We start from the raw sequence: 15,070 nt of genomic DNA on the forward strand, positions 1-15,070 counted from the left end.
AGTTTCATCTGACGCCCCGCCGGAGAGTCGGCGCCAGCGTGTTGAAAATGAAAACGAATGCCGTTACCTTCTCCCTCGGCACGTCGGACCGGCTTGCCGCACCCGTCGTCGAGAGGGAGATCCATGGCGCATCTGCTGGTGATCGAAAGCTGGGTCGGCTCCATGAGCAGGCTGCTGCCCAGGGCGCTGGGGGAGGGCGGCCACCGCTTCACCTTCCTCACCCGCGACCTGCACCACTACCTGCGGGCGGCGCCCGCCGAGGGCCCGCACCCGCTGCTCGCCGCGGCGAACGTGCTCACCACCGACACCAACGATCCCGCCGCCCTGCTCCCGTACGTGGAGCGACTGCACGGCGTGCTCGGCTTCGACGGGGTGGTCTCCTCCTGCGACTACTACCTGCCGCTGGTCGCCCGGGTGGCCGAGCGGCTCGGCCTGCCCGGGCCCGCCCCGGACGCCGTCACGGCCGCCTGTCGCAAGGACCTCACCCGCCGCGCGCTGGCCGGGGCCGGCGTCCCCGGGCCCGCGTACGCGCTCTGCGCCGACCGTGCGCAGGCGTCGGCCGCCGCCCGGGCGCTCGGCTACCCGCTGGTGGTCAAACCGGTGGACCTCTGCGCCGGGATGTTCGTCCGCGCGGTCCACGACGAGGGTGAACTCGATGCCGCGCTGCGGGCGCTGGAGGCCTTTCCGGTGAACGCCCGCGGCCAGCGCCGGGCCCCCGTCATCCTGCTGGAGGAGCTGCTGACCGGCCCCGAGGTCAGCGTGGAGACGGTGTCGGCCGACGGCGCGGTCCACGTCGTCGGGATCACCGACAAGAGCGTCGGCGGCGCGCCCGCCTTCATCGAGACCGGTCACATGTTCCCCGCCGCGCTGGACCCGGCTGCCGCGGCGGCCGCCGCCGACACCGCCGTCGCCGCGCTGACCGCGCTCGGCCTGGACCAGGTCGTCGCGCACACCGAGATCAAGCTGACGCCGGCCGGGCCCCGGGTGGTGGAGGTCAATCCGCGCCCGGCCGGCAACCGGATCACCGAGCTGGTCCGCCGGGTCACCGGCGTGGACCTCGCCGCCGCCTGCGTGGACGTCGCCCTGGGGCGCCGGCCGGACCTGGCCGTCCACCCCACCGGCGTCAGCAGCGCCGCGATCGCCTTCCTGGTCCCGGGGGAGGGGCAGGACGGCGTACTGGAGGGCTTCGACGGCGAGCCGGCCGTCCGGCGCGAGCCCGCCGTGGTCGAGCTGAACCTCGCCGGTCCCGGCCGCGACGTCCGGCCCGCCACCAGCAACAACGAGTACCTCGGCCATGTGATGACCGCCGACACCGTCGGTGCCGGTGCCCGCCGGGAGGCCGAGCGGCTGCTCGCCGCGCTGGCCCCGCGCTACGCCGTCGACGGCGCGCCGACCGGCACGGACACGCCCGCCGGGACCGCCGGCACGGACACGCCCGCCGGGACCGCCGGCACGGATGCGCCGGCCGTGCCCGCCGGCACGGACACGCCCGCCGGGACCGCGGCGGTGCCCGCGTGACCGCTGTCCTCCCCGCCGCCGTCCTCCCCGCCGCCGTTCTCCCCACTGCCGCGCTCCCCGGTGCCGTGCTGGACCGGATCGCCGGGCACGCCCGCGCCGGTGCGTACGGGCCCGACCCGGCCGGGCAGCGGATCGCCCTCGCCTTCACCACCGCCCAGGCCGTGCGGCACCCCGGGCGCGCCCGCGGCTACCGCAACGAGGTGTTGAGTCTGCGCCTCGGCGCGGCCGTCGGCTCCTGCGCCGTCGAACCCGGCGAGCTGCCCGCCGACGCGCTCACCGACTGCGTCGGCGCCCGCGTCGCCGAGCTGCTCGACCACCCGCTCACGCCGGTCCGGGTCGCCGCGCTCGACGCCTACCTGATGCACTGCCGCCCGCACGCCCCGGCCCACGGCGCGCGCCCGGTGACCGTCCCGGCCGGTGGCTCGCTGGAGAAGTCCCGGGCCCGGGCGCGGGCCGTCGCCGGGCTGCTCCCGGCCGGGACGGTCCGCCGGGTGCTCGTCGTCGGCGTGGTCAACTCCCTGCTGGAGCGACTTCGTTCGCTCGGCATGGAGTACCTGGCGTGTGACCTCAAGGGCGGCAGCACCGAGTGGGGCGAGCCGGTCCACGCCGACGCCCTCGCCCGGCTCGACGACTGCGACGCGATCCTCGCCTCCGGCATGACCCTCGGCAACGGCACGCTCGACCCGCTGCTCGCCCACGCCCGCGCCACCGGAAAGCCGCTGGTGCTCTTCGCCCAGACCGGCAGCGCCGTCCTGCCCCGGTTGATCGGCGACGGCGTGACCGCCGTCAGCGCCGAGCCCTACCCCTTCTTCTGGCTCGACGGCGGCCCCAGCCGGCTCCATCTGTACGGCGGCCGGCCGGGCGGTGGCGCCCGGTGACCGCGCTGCTCGCCCCGGCGGCCGTCGGCAACCCCGATCTGCTGCCCCTGCTCGGCCGTACCCCGCTCGCCCGGATCGGCACCCCGCTGCCGCACCCGCACCCCGGCTTCTGGGCCAAACTGGAGGGGCTCGGCGCCGGCGGGATGAAGGCCCGGTCCGCCGTGGCGATGCTCCGCGGTGCCCAGGAGCGGGGTGAACTCCGGCCCGGTGCCACGGTGGTGGAGTCCACCTCGGGCACCTTCGGCATCGGCCTCGCCTTCGCCGGGCAGGCGCTCGGCCACCCCGTCGTCCTGGTCGGTGACGCCGAACTCGAACCGTCCATGCGCCAGTTGCTCCGCTCCTACGGCGCCCGGCTGGAGCTCGTCGAGCGGCCGGCCCGGCACGGCGGCTGGCAGTCCGCCCGACTGGCCCGGCTGCGCACCCTGCTCGGCCAACTCCCCGGCGCCTACTGGCCGGACCAGTACAACAACCCCGACAACGCGGCCGGCTACCGGGCGATGGCCCAGGAGATCACCGCCGAACTCGACCATCTGGACGTGCTGGTCTGCAGTGTCGGCACCGGCGGGCACAGCGCCGGGCTCGCCGAGCCGCTCCGCCGCCGCTGGCCGGGCCTGCGGATCATCGGCGTGGACTCGGTCGGCTCGACCATCTTCGGCCAGCCCGCCCGGCCCCGGCTGATGCGCGGGCTCGGCAGCTCGATCCACCCGCGCAACGTCGCCCACCAGGCCTTCGACGAGGTTCACTGGGTCGGCCCGGCCGAGGCGGTCGACGCCTGCCGGCGGCTGGCCCGCGGCGCCTTCGTCAGCGGCGGCTGGAGCACCGGCGCCGTCGCCCTGGTCGCCGCCTGGGCCGCCCGGGTGCACCCGGGGGCCTGCGTCGCCACCGTCTTCCCCGACGGCCCGCACCGCTACCTGGGGACGGTGTACGACGACGCGTTCTGTCACCGGCACGGGCTGGACCCGGAACGGGCCGCGCCGCGCCCGATCGAGATCCCGCACCCGGCCGCCGTCGAGGTGGCCGGCTGGGCGCGGTGCCGCACCGGGCGGTCCGGCCCGGCCGACCACGGTCCGAGCCATCACCCCGACCCACTCCCCGACCCATTCCCCGACCCATTCCCCGAGCAACGCCCCGACCAGCTCTCCGAGGAGCGACGATGAGGCTCGACGTCCGTACCGTACGGCTCCGGCTCGCCGAGCCGTTGCGGATCTCCCGTTCGGTCACCGTCGAGCGCGACGCCGTCCGGATCGCCGTGCGCCACGACGGCCTCACCGGCCACGGCGAGGCCGTCGCCAGCGACTACCTGCGGCTGCCCGCCGAGCTCATCCGGAGCCAACTCGGCTCGCTGCGGCCCGAGCTGGAGCGCTTCCCCGATCCGGACCAGGCACTCGCCGAACTCCGCTGCGGCGCGGCCCCGTTCAAGGAGCTGTCGGCCGGGGTGCTGGCCGCGGTCGAGGCCGCCCTGCTCGACCTGGTGGGGCAGCGGGCCGGCGAACCCGTCCACCGGCTGCTCGGCCGACCGGCGCCGGTCGCCGCCGCCACCGCCCGCACCATCGGCATCGAACCGGCGGCCCGGGCCGCCACTCGGGCCGCCCGGCTCGCGGCCGCCGGGTTCACCGTGCTCAAGGTCAAGGCCGGCTCCGCCGATCCGGCCGACGACCTCGCCCGCGTCCACGCCGTGCGTGAGGCCGCCCCCGGGGCCCGGCTGCTGCTCGACCCCAACGGCGCCTGGACCGCGGAGCAGTCCCACCGGCTCCTCCCGGCCTTCGCCGCCGCCGGTGTCGAGGCGGTCGAGCAGCCGATCGCCCCCGGCCGCCCGGACGTGCTGGCCGCCGTCGCCGAACGGTCGCCGATCCCGGTGATCGCCGACGAGGACGCCGTCGGGTACGAGGACGCCTGCCGGCTCGCCGGGCGTGTCCACGGGGTCAACCTGAAGCTCGCCAAGTGCGGCGGGGTCCACCAGGTGCTGCGCATCCAGGCCGCGCTCCGGGGCAGCGGCACCGAACTGATGCTCGGCTGTCTCGTCGCCAGCTCGCTCGGCCTCGCCCCGGCCGTCCACCTGGCCGACCGGGCCCGCTGGATCGACCTGGACGGGCACCTGCTGCTCGCCCACGACCCCTGGCGGGGCATCGGCGGCACCGACGGCGTGGTCCGCACCCCGGACCGGGCCGGGCTCGGCGTCCGCCCGGTCCCCGAGCCGGTCCCCGAGCCGGTCCGCGAGTCGGTCCGCGAGTCGGTCCGCGAGTCGGTCCGCGAGTCGGTGGCCGAGCCGGTGGCCGAGGAGCCCGCCGCCGCGGATCCGCGGGCCGGCCGGTGACGATACTGCGCGCCGTGCGGAGCTTCCCGAAGCCCGTACGGCTGCTGCTGGTCAACCAGTTCGGCGTGAACACCGGCTTCTACCTGCTCATCCCGTACCTCGCCGGCCACCTCGGGCAGGACCTCGGGCTCTCCGCCCTCGCCGTCGGCACCGTCCTCGGCCTGCGCAACCTCAGCCAGCAGGGCCTGTTCATCCTCGGCGGCTCGGCCGCCGACCGGCTCGGTGCCCGCCGGGTGATCATCGCCGGCTGCGCGCTGCGCTCCGTCGGCTTCGCGCTGTTCGCCCTCGGCGACTCGCTCGCCGTGCTGCTGGCCGCGTCGGTGCTCAGCGGGCTGGCCGGCGCCCTGTTCAACCCCGCCGTGCGCACCTACGTGGCGCACGAGGCCGCCGCCCGCAAGGCCGAGGCGTTCGCGCTGTTCAACGTGTTCGCCACCACCGGGGCGCTGGCCGGTCCACTGCTCGGCACCGTCCTGCTGCTGGTCGACTTCCGGGCCGCCGCGCTGACCGCCGCCGCCGTCTTCGCCCTGCTCACCGTCGCGCAGGCGTGCGCGCTCCCGGAGCGGGCCGTCCCGGCGCCGCCGCGCGGCGTGCTCGCCGACTGGCGCGAAGTGGCCCGCGACCGGAGGTTCCTGGGCTTCGCGTTCGCCATGGTCGGGCTGTTCGGCATGGAGAGCCAGCTCTACCTGCTGCTGCCGGACGCCGCCCGCCGGGCCACCGGTTGGCCGGGCGCGGTCGCCCTGGTCTTCCTCACCAGCACCCTCGCCAACCTCGCCCTCCAACTCCGGGTCACCACCCTGCTCCAGCGGCACGGCCCGCCCGCCCGCTGGATCGCGACCGGCCTCGCCGTCGCCGCGACCGGCTTCCTGCTCCCGCTCACCGCCCCGGGGCTGCCCGGTGTCCTCGGCGGCGTGCTACTGCTCCAGCTCGGTCTGATGACCGCGCAGCCCTTCGTCCTGACGCTCATCCCCGCGTTCGGCCGCGACAGCCTGACCGGCACCTACTACGGCCTGTACTACGTGGTCTCCGGCCTCGCCGCCGCCCTCGGCAACACGGCCGTCGGCCACGCCATGGACGCCGCCGCCACCGCACCCTGGCTGCTCTGCGCGGCCCTCGGTCTCGGCTCCGCCGCCGCGCTCGCCCGGCTGCACCGCACCGGGCGGCTCCCCGCCCCTGCCCGCCCACTCCCCAGCGAGGCCCGATGACCGGCGACAACCTGCTCACCGACACCCCGGAACTCTACGAACTCCGCTTCCCCGACCCGGGCTTCATCGCCGCCCGATGGGCCGATTCGGTGCTCCGGGACCACCGCGCCGGGCCCGAGGTGCTCGACCTCGGTTGCGGCACCGGCCGGGACGCCGGCTGGCTGCACCGCGCCGCCGGGCGGACGGTCACCGGCCTCGACAGCTCGGAGGCGATGATCCGGCACGCCCGGACCCACCACCCCGGACCCGACTACCACGTCGGCGACATGCGGACCTTCCGCCTCCCCGGCCGGTTCGACGCCGTGCTCTGCCTGGACAGCGCCCTCCTGTACTGCCACACCAACGAGGACCTCGACGCGTTCTTCGGCCGGCTGCGCCGCCATCTGCGCCCGGGCGGCCTGCTGGTCGCCGAGATGCGCAACGGTGCCTTCTTCCTCGGCCGCACCGACCTCCTCGACGCCCCGCGCACCGACCGCGTCACCCACGAGGGCGTCACCCGCACCTCGCGCACCGTGCTCCGGATCGACCACGCCGCCCAACTCCTGTGCCGCACCCGGACCTGGACCGCCGACGACGGCTCCCCGCCCGTCGAGCAGCACTCCGCCTGGCGGCTGCTCTTCCCGCAGGAGCTCCGCCGACTGCTCGCGGCCCACGGCTTCACCGTGCTCGACCTCTACGACCGGCCCGGCCCCCGCACCGAGCCGGCCTGGACCGAGGGGGCCCGGCCCGCCGACACCGCCGCCGACGACCGGCTCCATGTGATCGCCCGGCTCCAGGGCTCCTCCTCCACCCCGTCCGGCCGCCGGACGAGAAAGCGAACGTGACCGGATGACCCGTACGACCCGGATGAACCGGACGGACCGGACGGACCGTCCCTTCGCCCGCCGCACCCTGCTCGCCGCCGCGGGCGCCCTCGGCCTGGCGGCCTGCGCCCCGGGCCGCCCCACCCGGTCGGCGGACACCGCCTCCACCGCCGCCGTCGAAGTGCCGCGCGTCGGCGGGCGGCTGCGCGCCGTGTTCGCGGGCGGGGGAGCCGGTACGACCCTCGACCCGCATCTGGCCAACCTCTTCGCCGACGCGGCCCGGGCCAAGGCCCTCTACGACAAGCTCGCCGACTTCGGCTCCGACCTCGCCGCGGTGCCCCGGCTGGCGCGCGGCTGGGAGCCCAACGCCGCCCTGGACACCTGGACGGTCCGGCTGCGCCCGGCCGCGTTCCACGACGGCCGGCCCGTCACCGCCGCCGACGTGCTCCACAGCTACCGCCGCATAGCCGACCCCCAGCGGGCGTTCCGGGCCCGCGCCTCCCTCGAACCGATCGACCTCGCCGCCAGCCGGGCCGTCGACGCCGGTACCGTCGAGTTCCGGCTCAAGCGCCCGTACGCCGAATTCCCCAACGTACTCGCCGCGTTCGGCGCCTACATCGTGCCGGAGGGCACCGAGTCCTTCGACCGGCCGATCGGCTCCGGTCCGTTCGCCTTCGTCGCCTTCGAGCCCGGCAGGTCGTTGCTGGTCCGGCGATTCGACGGCTACTGGGACGGCGCCCCGCACCTGGACGAGCTGGAGATCCTCGACGCCGCCGAGGAATCGGCCCGGGCCAACGCGCTGCTCGCCGGACAGGTCGAGTACGCCCACGAGTTGACGCCCGCCACCGCCCGCGCGCACCAGGGCAGCGGGCGGATCGGAATCGTCCGGCTGCGCGGAAGCGCGATGCAGGGCTTCGTGATGAAGACCGACCGGCCGCCCTTCGACGACCCGCGCGTGCGGCAGGCCTTCTTCCTGATCGCCGACCGGCAGGAGCTGGTCGACGGCGCCCTCTCCGGGGCAGGTGAGATCGGCAACGACCTCTTCGGCAAGGGCGCCCAGTACTACCCGGACGGGCTGCCGCAGCGGCGGCAGGACCTCGGCCGGGCCCGGGCCCTGCTGCGCGAGGCCGGGGCCGAGGGGCTCAAGGTCACCCTGGACACCTCCCCGGTCGCCGCCGGTTTCGTCGAGGCGGCCGGCATCTTCAAGGAGCAGGCGGCGCGGGCGGGCGTCACCGTCGAGGTGAGGGTCGGCAGCAAGGACACCTACTGGAAGGACATCCTGGACGGCGGGGTGCTCGCCTCCTACCGCTCGGGCGCGCTGCCCTTCGAGTCGCACGTCTCCCAGCGGCTGCTCTCCGACTCCACCACCAACGCGAGCCACTGGCGCCACCCGGACTTCGACGACCTGTACACGCGGGCCCAGTCCACCGCCGGGCAGGCCGACCGCGCGGCGCTCTACGAGCGGATGCAGCGCCGGCTGTACGACGAGGGCGGCTTCCTGATCTGGGGCTTCGCGGACTGGATCGTCGGCACCGCGAGCCGCCTGCGCGGGGTCGGCGCGCAGGCCCCCGCCAACACCCTGGACTGGGCCCGGTTCGACAAGGTCTGGCTGGCATGACCGCACCGCTGCGCGCCTGGGCCGGGCGCCGGGTGCTGCTCGGCGCGGCCCAGGTGGCGGCCGTCCCGGTGCTGGTCTTCGCCCTCACCGAGGCCCTGCCCGGGGACGCCGCCGTCGCCCTGGCCGGGGACGCCCCCGACCCGGCGCGGATCGCCGCGATCCGTGCGGCACTCCGCCTGGACCGCCCGGCGGTCGAGCGATTCGCCGACTGGACGGGCGGGTTGGCGCACGGCGAGCTCGGCCGCTCGCTGGCCGGCGGCCGCCCGGTGGCCGACCTCCTGGCCGCCGGGCTCGGGCCGACCCTGCTGCTGGCGGCGCTCACCCTGGTGCTGCTGGTCCCGGCCGCGGTCGGCCTGGGCATGCTGGCGGCCCGCCGCGAGGGCGGCCCGCTGGACCGCGCGATCAGCACGCTGACCCTCGCGGTCCACGCGGTGCCGGAGTTCGCCCTCGGGGTGCTGCTGATCGCGGTGTTCGCACTGCGGCTGGGCTGGCTGCCGCCGACCGCGGTCGGCGGACTCCGGCAGCAGCCGGCCGTCCTGGTGCTGCCGGTGGTGGTGCTGCTGGCCCGCCCGGTCTGTTCGATCGCCCGGCTGGTCCGGGCCGGTCTGATCGAGGCGATGGCCGCGCCGTACGCCGTCCACGCGCTGCGCTGCGGCGTCGCACCGGCCCGGGTCCGCTGGACGCACGCGCTGCCCAACGCGCTCGCCCCGGCCGCGCAGCAGCTCGCCCGGACCGCGGACTGGCTGCTGGGCGGGGTGATCGTGGTCGAGGCGCTGTTCGTGATCCCGGGCCTCGGCACCGTGCTGCTGGACGCCGTCGCCGCCCGGGACGTCCCGGTGGTGCAGGCGCTGGCGGTGCTGTTCGGCGTGCTGACCGTACTGCTCAACCTGGCCGCCGATCTCGCCGCCCGGCGGCTGGCACCCCGGTCGGAGGTGGTGGCGTGAGGACCGGGGAGGCCGGGCGCTCCGGCGGCCCGGGCCGCTACCTGTGGGGCGCCGCGCTGATCGCCGGGCCGCTGCTGCTCGCGCTGTGCGGTCCGCTGCTCGCGGGGGAGGCCGGGCCCCGCGCGGTCTCCTTCACCCCGGGCGGCGGGCACTGGCTGGGGACCGACTTCACCGGGCGCGACGTCTGGCGGCAGATCCTGCTCGGCGGACGGCCGGTGGTGCTGGCGGCGCTCGCCGCGACGGCGCTCGGGTACGCGCTGGCGCTGCCGCTCACGCTGGCGGCCGCGCTCACCGGGCGGGCCTGGCTGGAGGAGTCGCTGCTGCGGCCGCTGGACGTGCTGATCGCGGTGCCCTCGCTGCTGCTCGTCCTGCTGGCCGCCACCGTCCTGTCGCCCGGGCCGGCCGGACTGGCCGTCCTGGTCGCGCTGGCGGCCGTTCCCGACATCGCCCGGGTGGTGCACGCGGCCGCCGTGGAGGCCGCCGCGCGACCGGCGGTGGAGGCCCTGCGGCTGCACGGGGAGTCCTGGGCCCGGATCGCGTTCGGCGAGGTGGCCCGGTCGGTCCGCCGCACCCTCGCCGCCGACGCCGGCACCCGGCTGGTCGGCGCGCTCCACCTGGTCGCCACAGCGGCCTTCCTCGGCCTGGGCGCGCAGCCGGACGCCGCCGACTGGGCCGTGATGGTGGACCGGAACCGCCCCGGGCTCCTCCTCCAGCCCTGGGCGGTGGTCGTCCCCGCGCTGCTGATCGCCGGGCTCGCCACCGGTACCAACCTGCTGCTCGACGCCGCCCTGCACAGCGGCGGCCGGAAGGGGACGCGACGATGACCGCTCCGGTGCTGGTGCGGGTGGACGACCTGCGGGTGGTGGCCGGCGGGAGGGCCCTGGTGGACGGCGTCGGCCTGCGGGTGCGCCGGGGCCGGGTGACCGCCCTGGTCGGGCCCTCCGGCAGCGGCAAGACCACCACCGCGCTCGCGCTGCTGGGGGAGTACCCGCCCGGGGCGCGGGTCTCCGGTACGGTCACCGCGGCGGCCGGCCCGATCGGCTACCTCCCGCAGCACCCCGCCACCGTGCTCAACCCGGCCCGCCGGGTCGGTGTGCTGCTGCGCGACATCGCGCGCCGGACCGGTGCCGGTCCGGCCGCCCTGGAGCAGGCCCTGCGGGACGCCGAACTGGCCGACGTGGAGGGCGTGACGCGGCGCTTCCCGCACCAGCTGTCGGGCGGCCAGCAGCAACGCGTGGTGCTCGCCCAGGCGTTGCTGCTCGGTGCCCGGGTGATCGTCGCCGACGAGCCCACCACCGGCCAGGACGCGCGCACCAAGGCCCGGCTCACCGCCCTGCTCCGTGCCCTGGCCGCCCGCGGGGCGGGCATCCTGCTGCTCAGCCACGACCTCGGCGTGGTGGCGGAGACGGCGGACGAGGTGGTCGTCCTGGAGGCGGGCCGGGTACGGCGCTGCGGCCCGCCGTCGGAGGTGCTCACCGTGCCCGTTCCGGCGGCGCGGGCGCCCGGGACCGCCCCTGTCGGACCGCGCCCGCACGCCGAGCCCGCCCCGGTCCGGCTCGCCGTCACCGGCCTCACGGCCCACCACCCCGGTGGCGCCACCGTCCTGCACGACGTGCGCCTCACGCTCCGGGCCGGGCAGTGCGTGGCCCTGGTCGGCCGCTCCGGCAGCGGCAAGACCACCCTGGGCCGCTGTCTGGCCGGTCTGCACTCCCGCCACCGGGGCGAACTGCGGCTCGACGGCCTGTCGCTGCCGCGCAGCGTCCGGCGCCGGGACCGCGCCCAACTGGCCGCCGTGCAGTACGTGTTCCAGGACGCCCGGTCGGCTTTCGCGGACGGCCGCCCGGTCGGTGGACAGGTCGCCCGGGCGGCCGTCCGGCTGCGCGGTCTGCGCGGGCCGGCGGCCGCCGAGGAGGCCCGCGCGCTCCTCGCCGAGCTCGGCCTCGGCCCGGCCCAGGCAGCTCGCCCACCCGCCGAACTCTCCGGCGGCGAGCTGCAACGAGCCGCCCTGGCGAGGGCGTTGATCGCCCGCCCGACGGTCCTGGTGTGCGACGAGATCACCTCCGGCCTGGACGCCGGCACCCGGGCGGCGATCCTCGGCCGGCTCGCGCAGCTGCGGACCGGTTCCGGCCTCGCGCTGCTGTTCGTCACCCACGACCCGACCGCCGTCGACGTGCTCGCGGACTCGGTCCTCACCATGGACGGCGGCCGGCTGCTGCCCGGGCCGCCCGGTCCGGCCCCGCGGTGCCGGACCACCGGTCCGGCCGCGCCGGCGGGCCCGTCGTGAGCGCCCCGCCGGCGCGCGTCGCGCGACTCGCTCCGGGAGGTGCGGCACCCGTCACGGTGCGGTACGCACCCGTCCTGCCGCGGCGGGGGCCGCGGGCGCGCCCGGTCCGCGCCCGGCCGGTGACCGCGCGCCCGCCGGGCGCCGCGAGCGCTGCCCTCTGCGCGCCGTGCCGCGCCCGGGTCGGCATGTCGGCCTAGGCTGAAGTCGCCCGGGCGGCCGCTAGGCCGTGGGAGTCGGGAGGGGCCCGGCGGCCGGGCGCCGAGGAGGTGCGCGATGGGCAGCGGTGAGACCGCCAGGGTGCGCTGCGTGGCGGCCGTTCCGTGCTGGGTGAGCCTGATGGCGCTCGATCTCGACGCGGCGAAGGCGTTCTACGGGCCGTTGCTGGGCTGGGAGTTCGAGCCCGGACCGGACCGCTTCGGCCCGTACGTGCACGCGGTGGCCGGTGACGAGGCGGTGGCCGGGCTGGGCGTCGCCGGCAGTGGTTGGCAGATGCCCGTCGCGTGGACCAGCTACTTCGGGACGGAGAGCGCCGACGCCGCCGCGGACGCGGTCCGTGAGCGCGGCGCGACCCTGGCGGTCGGCCCGCTGTCCTTCGACGCCGGGCGGGTGGCGTTCGCCGCCGACCCGGCGGGTGCGGTGTTCGGGATCTGGGAGGGCCCGCCGGGCCGGGCCCGGCGGCTGGACCTGCCGGGCGCGCCGGTCTGGATCGAGCTGCGCACACCGGACCCGTTCGCGGCCGCGCTGTTCTACGGAGAGGTGTTCCGGTGGGACGGCCGCGACCCGGAGCGTTTCGAGGTGCGCTGGGAGCACGACCGGGTGGTGCTGCGGGCCGAGGGGCACAGTGTGGCGGCCCTGGCCAGGGAGCTGGCGGGTGGTCCGACCGGGCTGTCGCCGCACTGGGAGGTGTCGTTCTCGGTGCCGGACACCGACGCGGCGGTGGCCCGGGCCGGGGCACTGGGCGGCACGGCGATCGGGCCGGCCTTCGACTCGCCGTACGGGCGGGTGGCCCGCCTCCAGGACCCGGAGGGCGGACGTTTCGCGGTGATCAGCCCCAAGGGCTGAGCCCGGAGCCGCGGCTGCCACCGGAGCCGGAGCAGCCGGAGGAGCCGGAGCGGGCCCGGCCGGGCCCGCTGCTACGGCCCCTGCTCCGCGAGCGCCTGCCGTTCGGTCCGCAGCCGGTCCCCGAGCGCGGCCCGTTCGGCGGCGGGCAGCGCCTTCCTGGCGACCGGGAAGAGCTGCTCCTCCTCCACCGCGAGATGCCGGCGGACGGTGTCGGCGAGCCCCCGGTACAGGGTGGCGAAGGCCGGCTCCCCGGGGCTCACCCCTTGCAGGTCGGAGAGGTACTGGCCGATCGCGAGATGGGCGTGGATGCTCGTGAACACCAGCGCCCCGCCGTCCGGCACATCGTGCTGGACGGCCGGGAAGAGGTGCTCCTCCTCGGCGGAGCAGTGGCTGAACAGCAGGTCGGTCAGCCGGCCGACCAGCTCGCCGCGCTCGGGCGCACCGTCCGGCGCGGCCTCGATCCGGGCGAGCAGCTCCGTCACCGCCCGGTGGTCGGCGGTGAACTCGCCGAGGATGTCAGGCCTGCGGCTCATGGCGCGCCCGCCTCTCGTCCGGTGATGCCCCCCGACACCTCCAGTATCCGGCGTCGGGCACCCGTGCCGTCGGGGTCCGGCCGGGTCACCCGCGGGTGGCCGGGGACAACTCCGGGTGACCGCGGTCCGGGGTGGTGCCCGGACCGGCCGGGGCCGGCCCCGGCCTACCCCCGGGCCCGGGGTGTTACGGCCGGTCGCGGCGCCCGGCGAGGGCGAGCAGCCGGGTCTGCGGGCCCGCGCCGTCCGGCACCGGCAGCGGCGGGTCGAACAGCCCGCTGCCCGAGAGGTCGCCGTAGCCCGCCATCTCGCCGATCGCGAAGTCGACCAGGCCGGCCGGCAGCCGGGTGCGGTGGCCGATCCCCTCGGCGAGGTCCCAGGTGTGCACGACGGCGTCGGTGGTGAGCTGGTCCAGGTAGTACTGGGCGGAGACGTCGCCGAACGAGAGGTGGACGGTCAGCTCGGTGGCGCCGGGCACCTCGAATGCGGCGCGGGCGGCCTCGGCGGCGGCCGTCCAGGCGTCGGCCGGGGCGCTGCCGAGCACATCGCCGTCGAAGCGGCCGCCGACCTCGGAGACGGTCGAGCCCATCAGCAGCTCGGGCACCCAGAGCTGCTCGCCGGTGAGGTGGTTGACCACGTCCCGGACCGACCAGTCGGTGCACGGCGTGGGCGCGTCCCACTGGTCGGGCGCGACCAGCCGGACGCGCTCGCCGAACGCGGCCAGCGCCTCGGCGTAGGGCGTGCCGGGCCGCGCCGGCCGCCGGTGTTCCCCGCGGTGAGCCATGTCTCCACCCTGCCCCCGCCCGGTGCGGCTCGCGACCGGCCGCCGCGCGCCGTCCGGGCGGCCGCCGCACCGGGCGGTTCGCGTGCCCGTCCGCTCACTCCCCGCACTCGCGGCGGTTGTTCAAATTCGAACTTCCAGGTACGGTCGAACGGCGGCCGGTTCGAATTTGAACGACTGCTCCACCCGTAATCGCCCGTGATCCCCTCTGCTCCGACCGAACCCGATCGATGGAGACGCGCATGCCGAGCACCAGCCCGAGCACGACCGCCCCCACCACCGCCACCGTCCTCCCGGGCCGGGCCGCCCCCGAGCCCGCGGCGACGTCGCCGCACGCCTACGACGCCGGCCTGCTCCTGCTGCGCCTGGCCCTCGGCCTGACCATGGCCGCGCACGGGAGCCAGAAGCTCTTCGGCTGGTTCGGCGGTGGCGGTCTCGACGGCACCGGTCAGTTCTTCACCATGAGCGGCTACCCGGCCGGCGACGCGATGGCCGTGGTCGCCGGTCTCACCGAGACCCTCGGCGGCCTGGCGCTCGCCGTCGGCCTGCTGACCCCGCTGGCCGCCGCCGCCATCCTCGGCACCATGGTCAACGCGCTCGCCGTCACCTGGGGCGGCGGCTTCTTCGCGCCCAAGGGCAGCGAGTACGAACTGCTGCTCATCGCCGGTGCCGCCGCGCTCGCCCTGACCGGGCCCGGCCGCTACGCCGTGGACCGCTTCCTGCCCGTCCTGCGGGCGCACCGGCTGGCGTACGGCGCGGCCGCGGTCGTGGTGGGCCTGGTGACCGCCGGCGTCATCCTGCTGCTGCGCAAGTGAGCCGCCCGGGCCGGCCGCGCGGCGCACGCCCGGTCAGCTCGTAAGGCACGAACGGCCGTTGTGCCGAGGAGTCGAATCCTCGGCGCGACGGCCGTTCGCCGTCGCCGGCCGAGGAAGTCCCGTGTCCGGGGGGTTCACACGTCATGTGATGTATGCCATTGTACATGTCACACTCCCCACCGTGTGCACGACGGAGCCGCTGGGCGGCGCCGTCGCAACGGTCCTCACTCCCGTCACGGTCGCGTCCCCCAGCGCGGCCGAAGAAGGCCCGGAGGCCCCCACGTGAGAACCGCACGACCCCTGTCGCGACTGCCGCAACTG

General features: G+C 76.5%; 14 protein-coding genes. 12 read left to right on the forward strand and 2 right to left on the reverse strand.

Annotated features, from left to right (window positions below; translation table 11 throughout):
• The first annotated feature begins 123 nt into the window (after positions 1-123).
• From ACFXHB_RS08265 to ACFXHB_RS08315, 11 genes are all read left to right on the forward strand, one after another.
• Positions 124-1,518, forward strand: a complete 1,395-nt coding sequence (locus ACFXHB_RS08265; RefSeq protein WP_380573017.1) for an ATP-grasp domain-containing protein — start codon at positions 124-126, stop codon at positions 1,516-1,518.
• Positions 1,515-2,396 (forward strand): Rossmann-like domain-containing protein, encoded by an 882-nt coding sequence (locus ACFXHB_RS08270; RefSeq protein ID WP_380573018.1) that lies wholly within the window; start codon positions 1,515-1,517, stop codon positions 2,394-2,396. Before ACFXHB_RS08265 ends, ACFXHB_RS08270 begins: the two co-directional genes overlap by 4 nt.
• Complete coding sequence (locus ACFXHB_RS08275; protein ID WP_380573019.1) at positions 2,393-3,553, forward strand: pyridoxal-phosphate dependent enzyme; 1,161 nt, start codon at positions 2,393-2,395, stop codon at positions 3,551-3,553. Before ACFXHB_RS08270 ends, ACFXHB_RS08275 begins: the two co-directional genes overlap by 4 nt.
• Positions 3,550-4,710, forward strand: coding sequence for a dipeptide epimerase (locus ACFXHB_RS08280; RefSeq protein WP_380573020.1), 1,161 nt, complete (start codon positions 3,550-3,552; stop codon positions 4,708-4,710). The genes ACFXHB_RS08275 and ACFXHB_RS08280 overlap by 4 nt, the downstream gene beginning before the upstream one ends.
• Positions 4,707-5,912 carry an MFS transporter gene (locus ACFXHB_RS08285; protein ID WP_380573021.1) on the forward strand — a complete coding sequence of 402 codons (1,206 nt, stop codon included), beginning with the start codon at positions 4,707-4,709 and terminating at the stop codon, positions 5,910-5,912. The genes ACFXHB_RS08280 and ACFXHB_RS08285 overlap by 4 nt, the downstream gene beginning before the upstream one ends.
• Positions 5,909-6,736 (forward strand): class I SAM-dependent methyltransferase, encoded by an 828-nt coding sequence (locus ACFXHB_RS08290; protein ID WP_380573022.1) that lies wholly within the window; start codon positions 5,909-5,911, stop codon positions 6,734-6,736. Before ACFXHB_RS08285 ends, ACFXHB_RS08290 begins: the two co-directional genes overlap by 4 nt.
• Positions 6,737-6,740: 4 nt before the next feature.
• A complete protein-coding gene (locus ACFXHB_RS08295; protein WP_380573023.1) occupies positions 6,741-8,333 on the forward strand; it encodes an ABC transporter substrate-binding protein in 1,593 nt (530 codons plus the stop codon).
• Complete coding sequence (locus ACFXHB_RS08300) at positions 8,330-9,277, forward strand: ABC transporter permease (RefSeq protein ID WP_380573024.1); 948 nt, start codon at positions 8,330-8,332, stop codon at positions 9,275-9,277. The genes ACFXHB_RS08295 and ACFXHB_RS08300 overlap by 4 nt, the downstream gene beginning before the upstream one ends.
• Complete coding sequence (locus tag ACFXHB_RS08305; RefSeq protein ID WP_380573025.1) at positions 9,274-10,101, forward strand: ABC transporter permease subunit; 828 nt, start codon at positions 9,274-9,276, stop codon at positions 10,099-10,101. The genes ACFXHB_RS08300 and ACFXHB_RS08305 overlap by 4 nt, the downstream gene beginning before the upstream one ends.
• The gene (locus ACFXHB_RS08310) at positions 10,098-11,561 is read left to right on the forward strand and encodes an ABC transporter ATP-binding protein (RefSeq protein ID WP_380573026.1); all 1,464 of its coding nucleotides are present in this window, start codon (positions 10,098-10,100) and stop codon (positions 11,559-11,561) included. The genes ACFXHB_RS08305 and ACFXHB_RS08310 overlap by 4 nt, the downstream gene beginning before the upstream one ends.
• 273 nt (positions 11,562-11,834) lie before the next feature.
• A complete protein-coding gene (locus tag ACFXHB_RS08315; protein WP_380573027.1) occupies positions 11,835-12,623 on the forward strand; it encodes a VOC family protein in 789 nt (262 codons plus the stop codon).
• Positions 12,624-12,694: 71 nt separating this feature from the next.
• Here ACFXHB_RS08315 and ACFXHB_RS08320 read toward each other — a convergent pair whose 3' ends face one another.
• Both ACFXHB_RS08320 and ACFXHB_RS08325 read right to left on the reverse strand, forming a co-directional pair.
• The gene (locus tag ACFXHB_RS08320; RefSeq protein ID WP_380573028.1) at positions 12,695-13,156 is read right to left on the reverse strand and encodes a hemerythrin domain-containing protein; all 462 of its coding nucleotides are present in this window, start codon (positions 13,154-13,156) and stop codon (positions 12,695-12,697) included.
• Positions 13,157-13,340: 184 nt separating this feature from the next.
• Positions 13,341-13,937 (reverse strand): TIGR03086 family metal-binding protein, encoded by a 597-nt coding sequence (locus ACFXHB_RS08325; protein ID WP_380573029.1) that lies wholly within the window; start codon positions 13,935-13,937, stop codon positions 13,341-13,343.
• A 239-nt stretch (positions 13,938-14,176) separates the two neighbouring features.
• Here ACFXHB_RS08325 and ACFXHB_RS08330 point away from each other — a divergent pair, with 239 nt between their 5' ends.
• Positions 14,177-14,749: a DoxX family protein gene (locus ACFXHB_RS08330; protein WP_380573030.1), complete on the forward strand. Its 573-nt coding sequence runs from the start codon at positions 14,177-14,179 to the stop codon at positions 14,747-14,749.
• Positions 14,750-15,070: the final 321 nt, after the last annotated feature.

This window comes from Kitasatospora sp. NPDC059327 (genome assembly GCF_042752535.1).
GTDB lineage: Bacteria > Actinomycetota > Actinomycetes > Streptomycetales > Streptomycetaceae > Kitasatospora.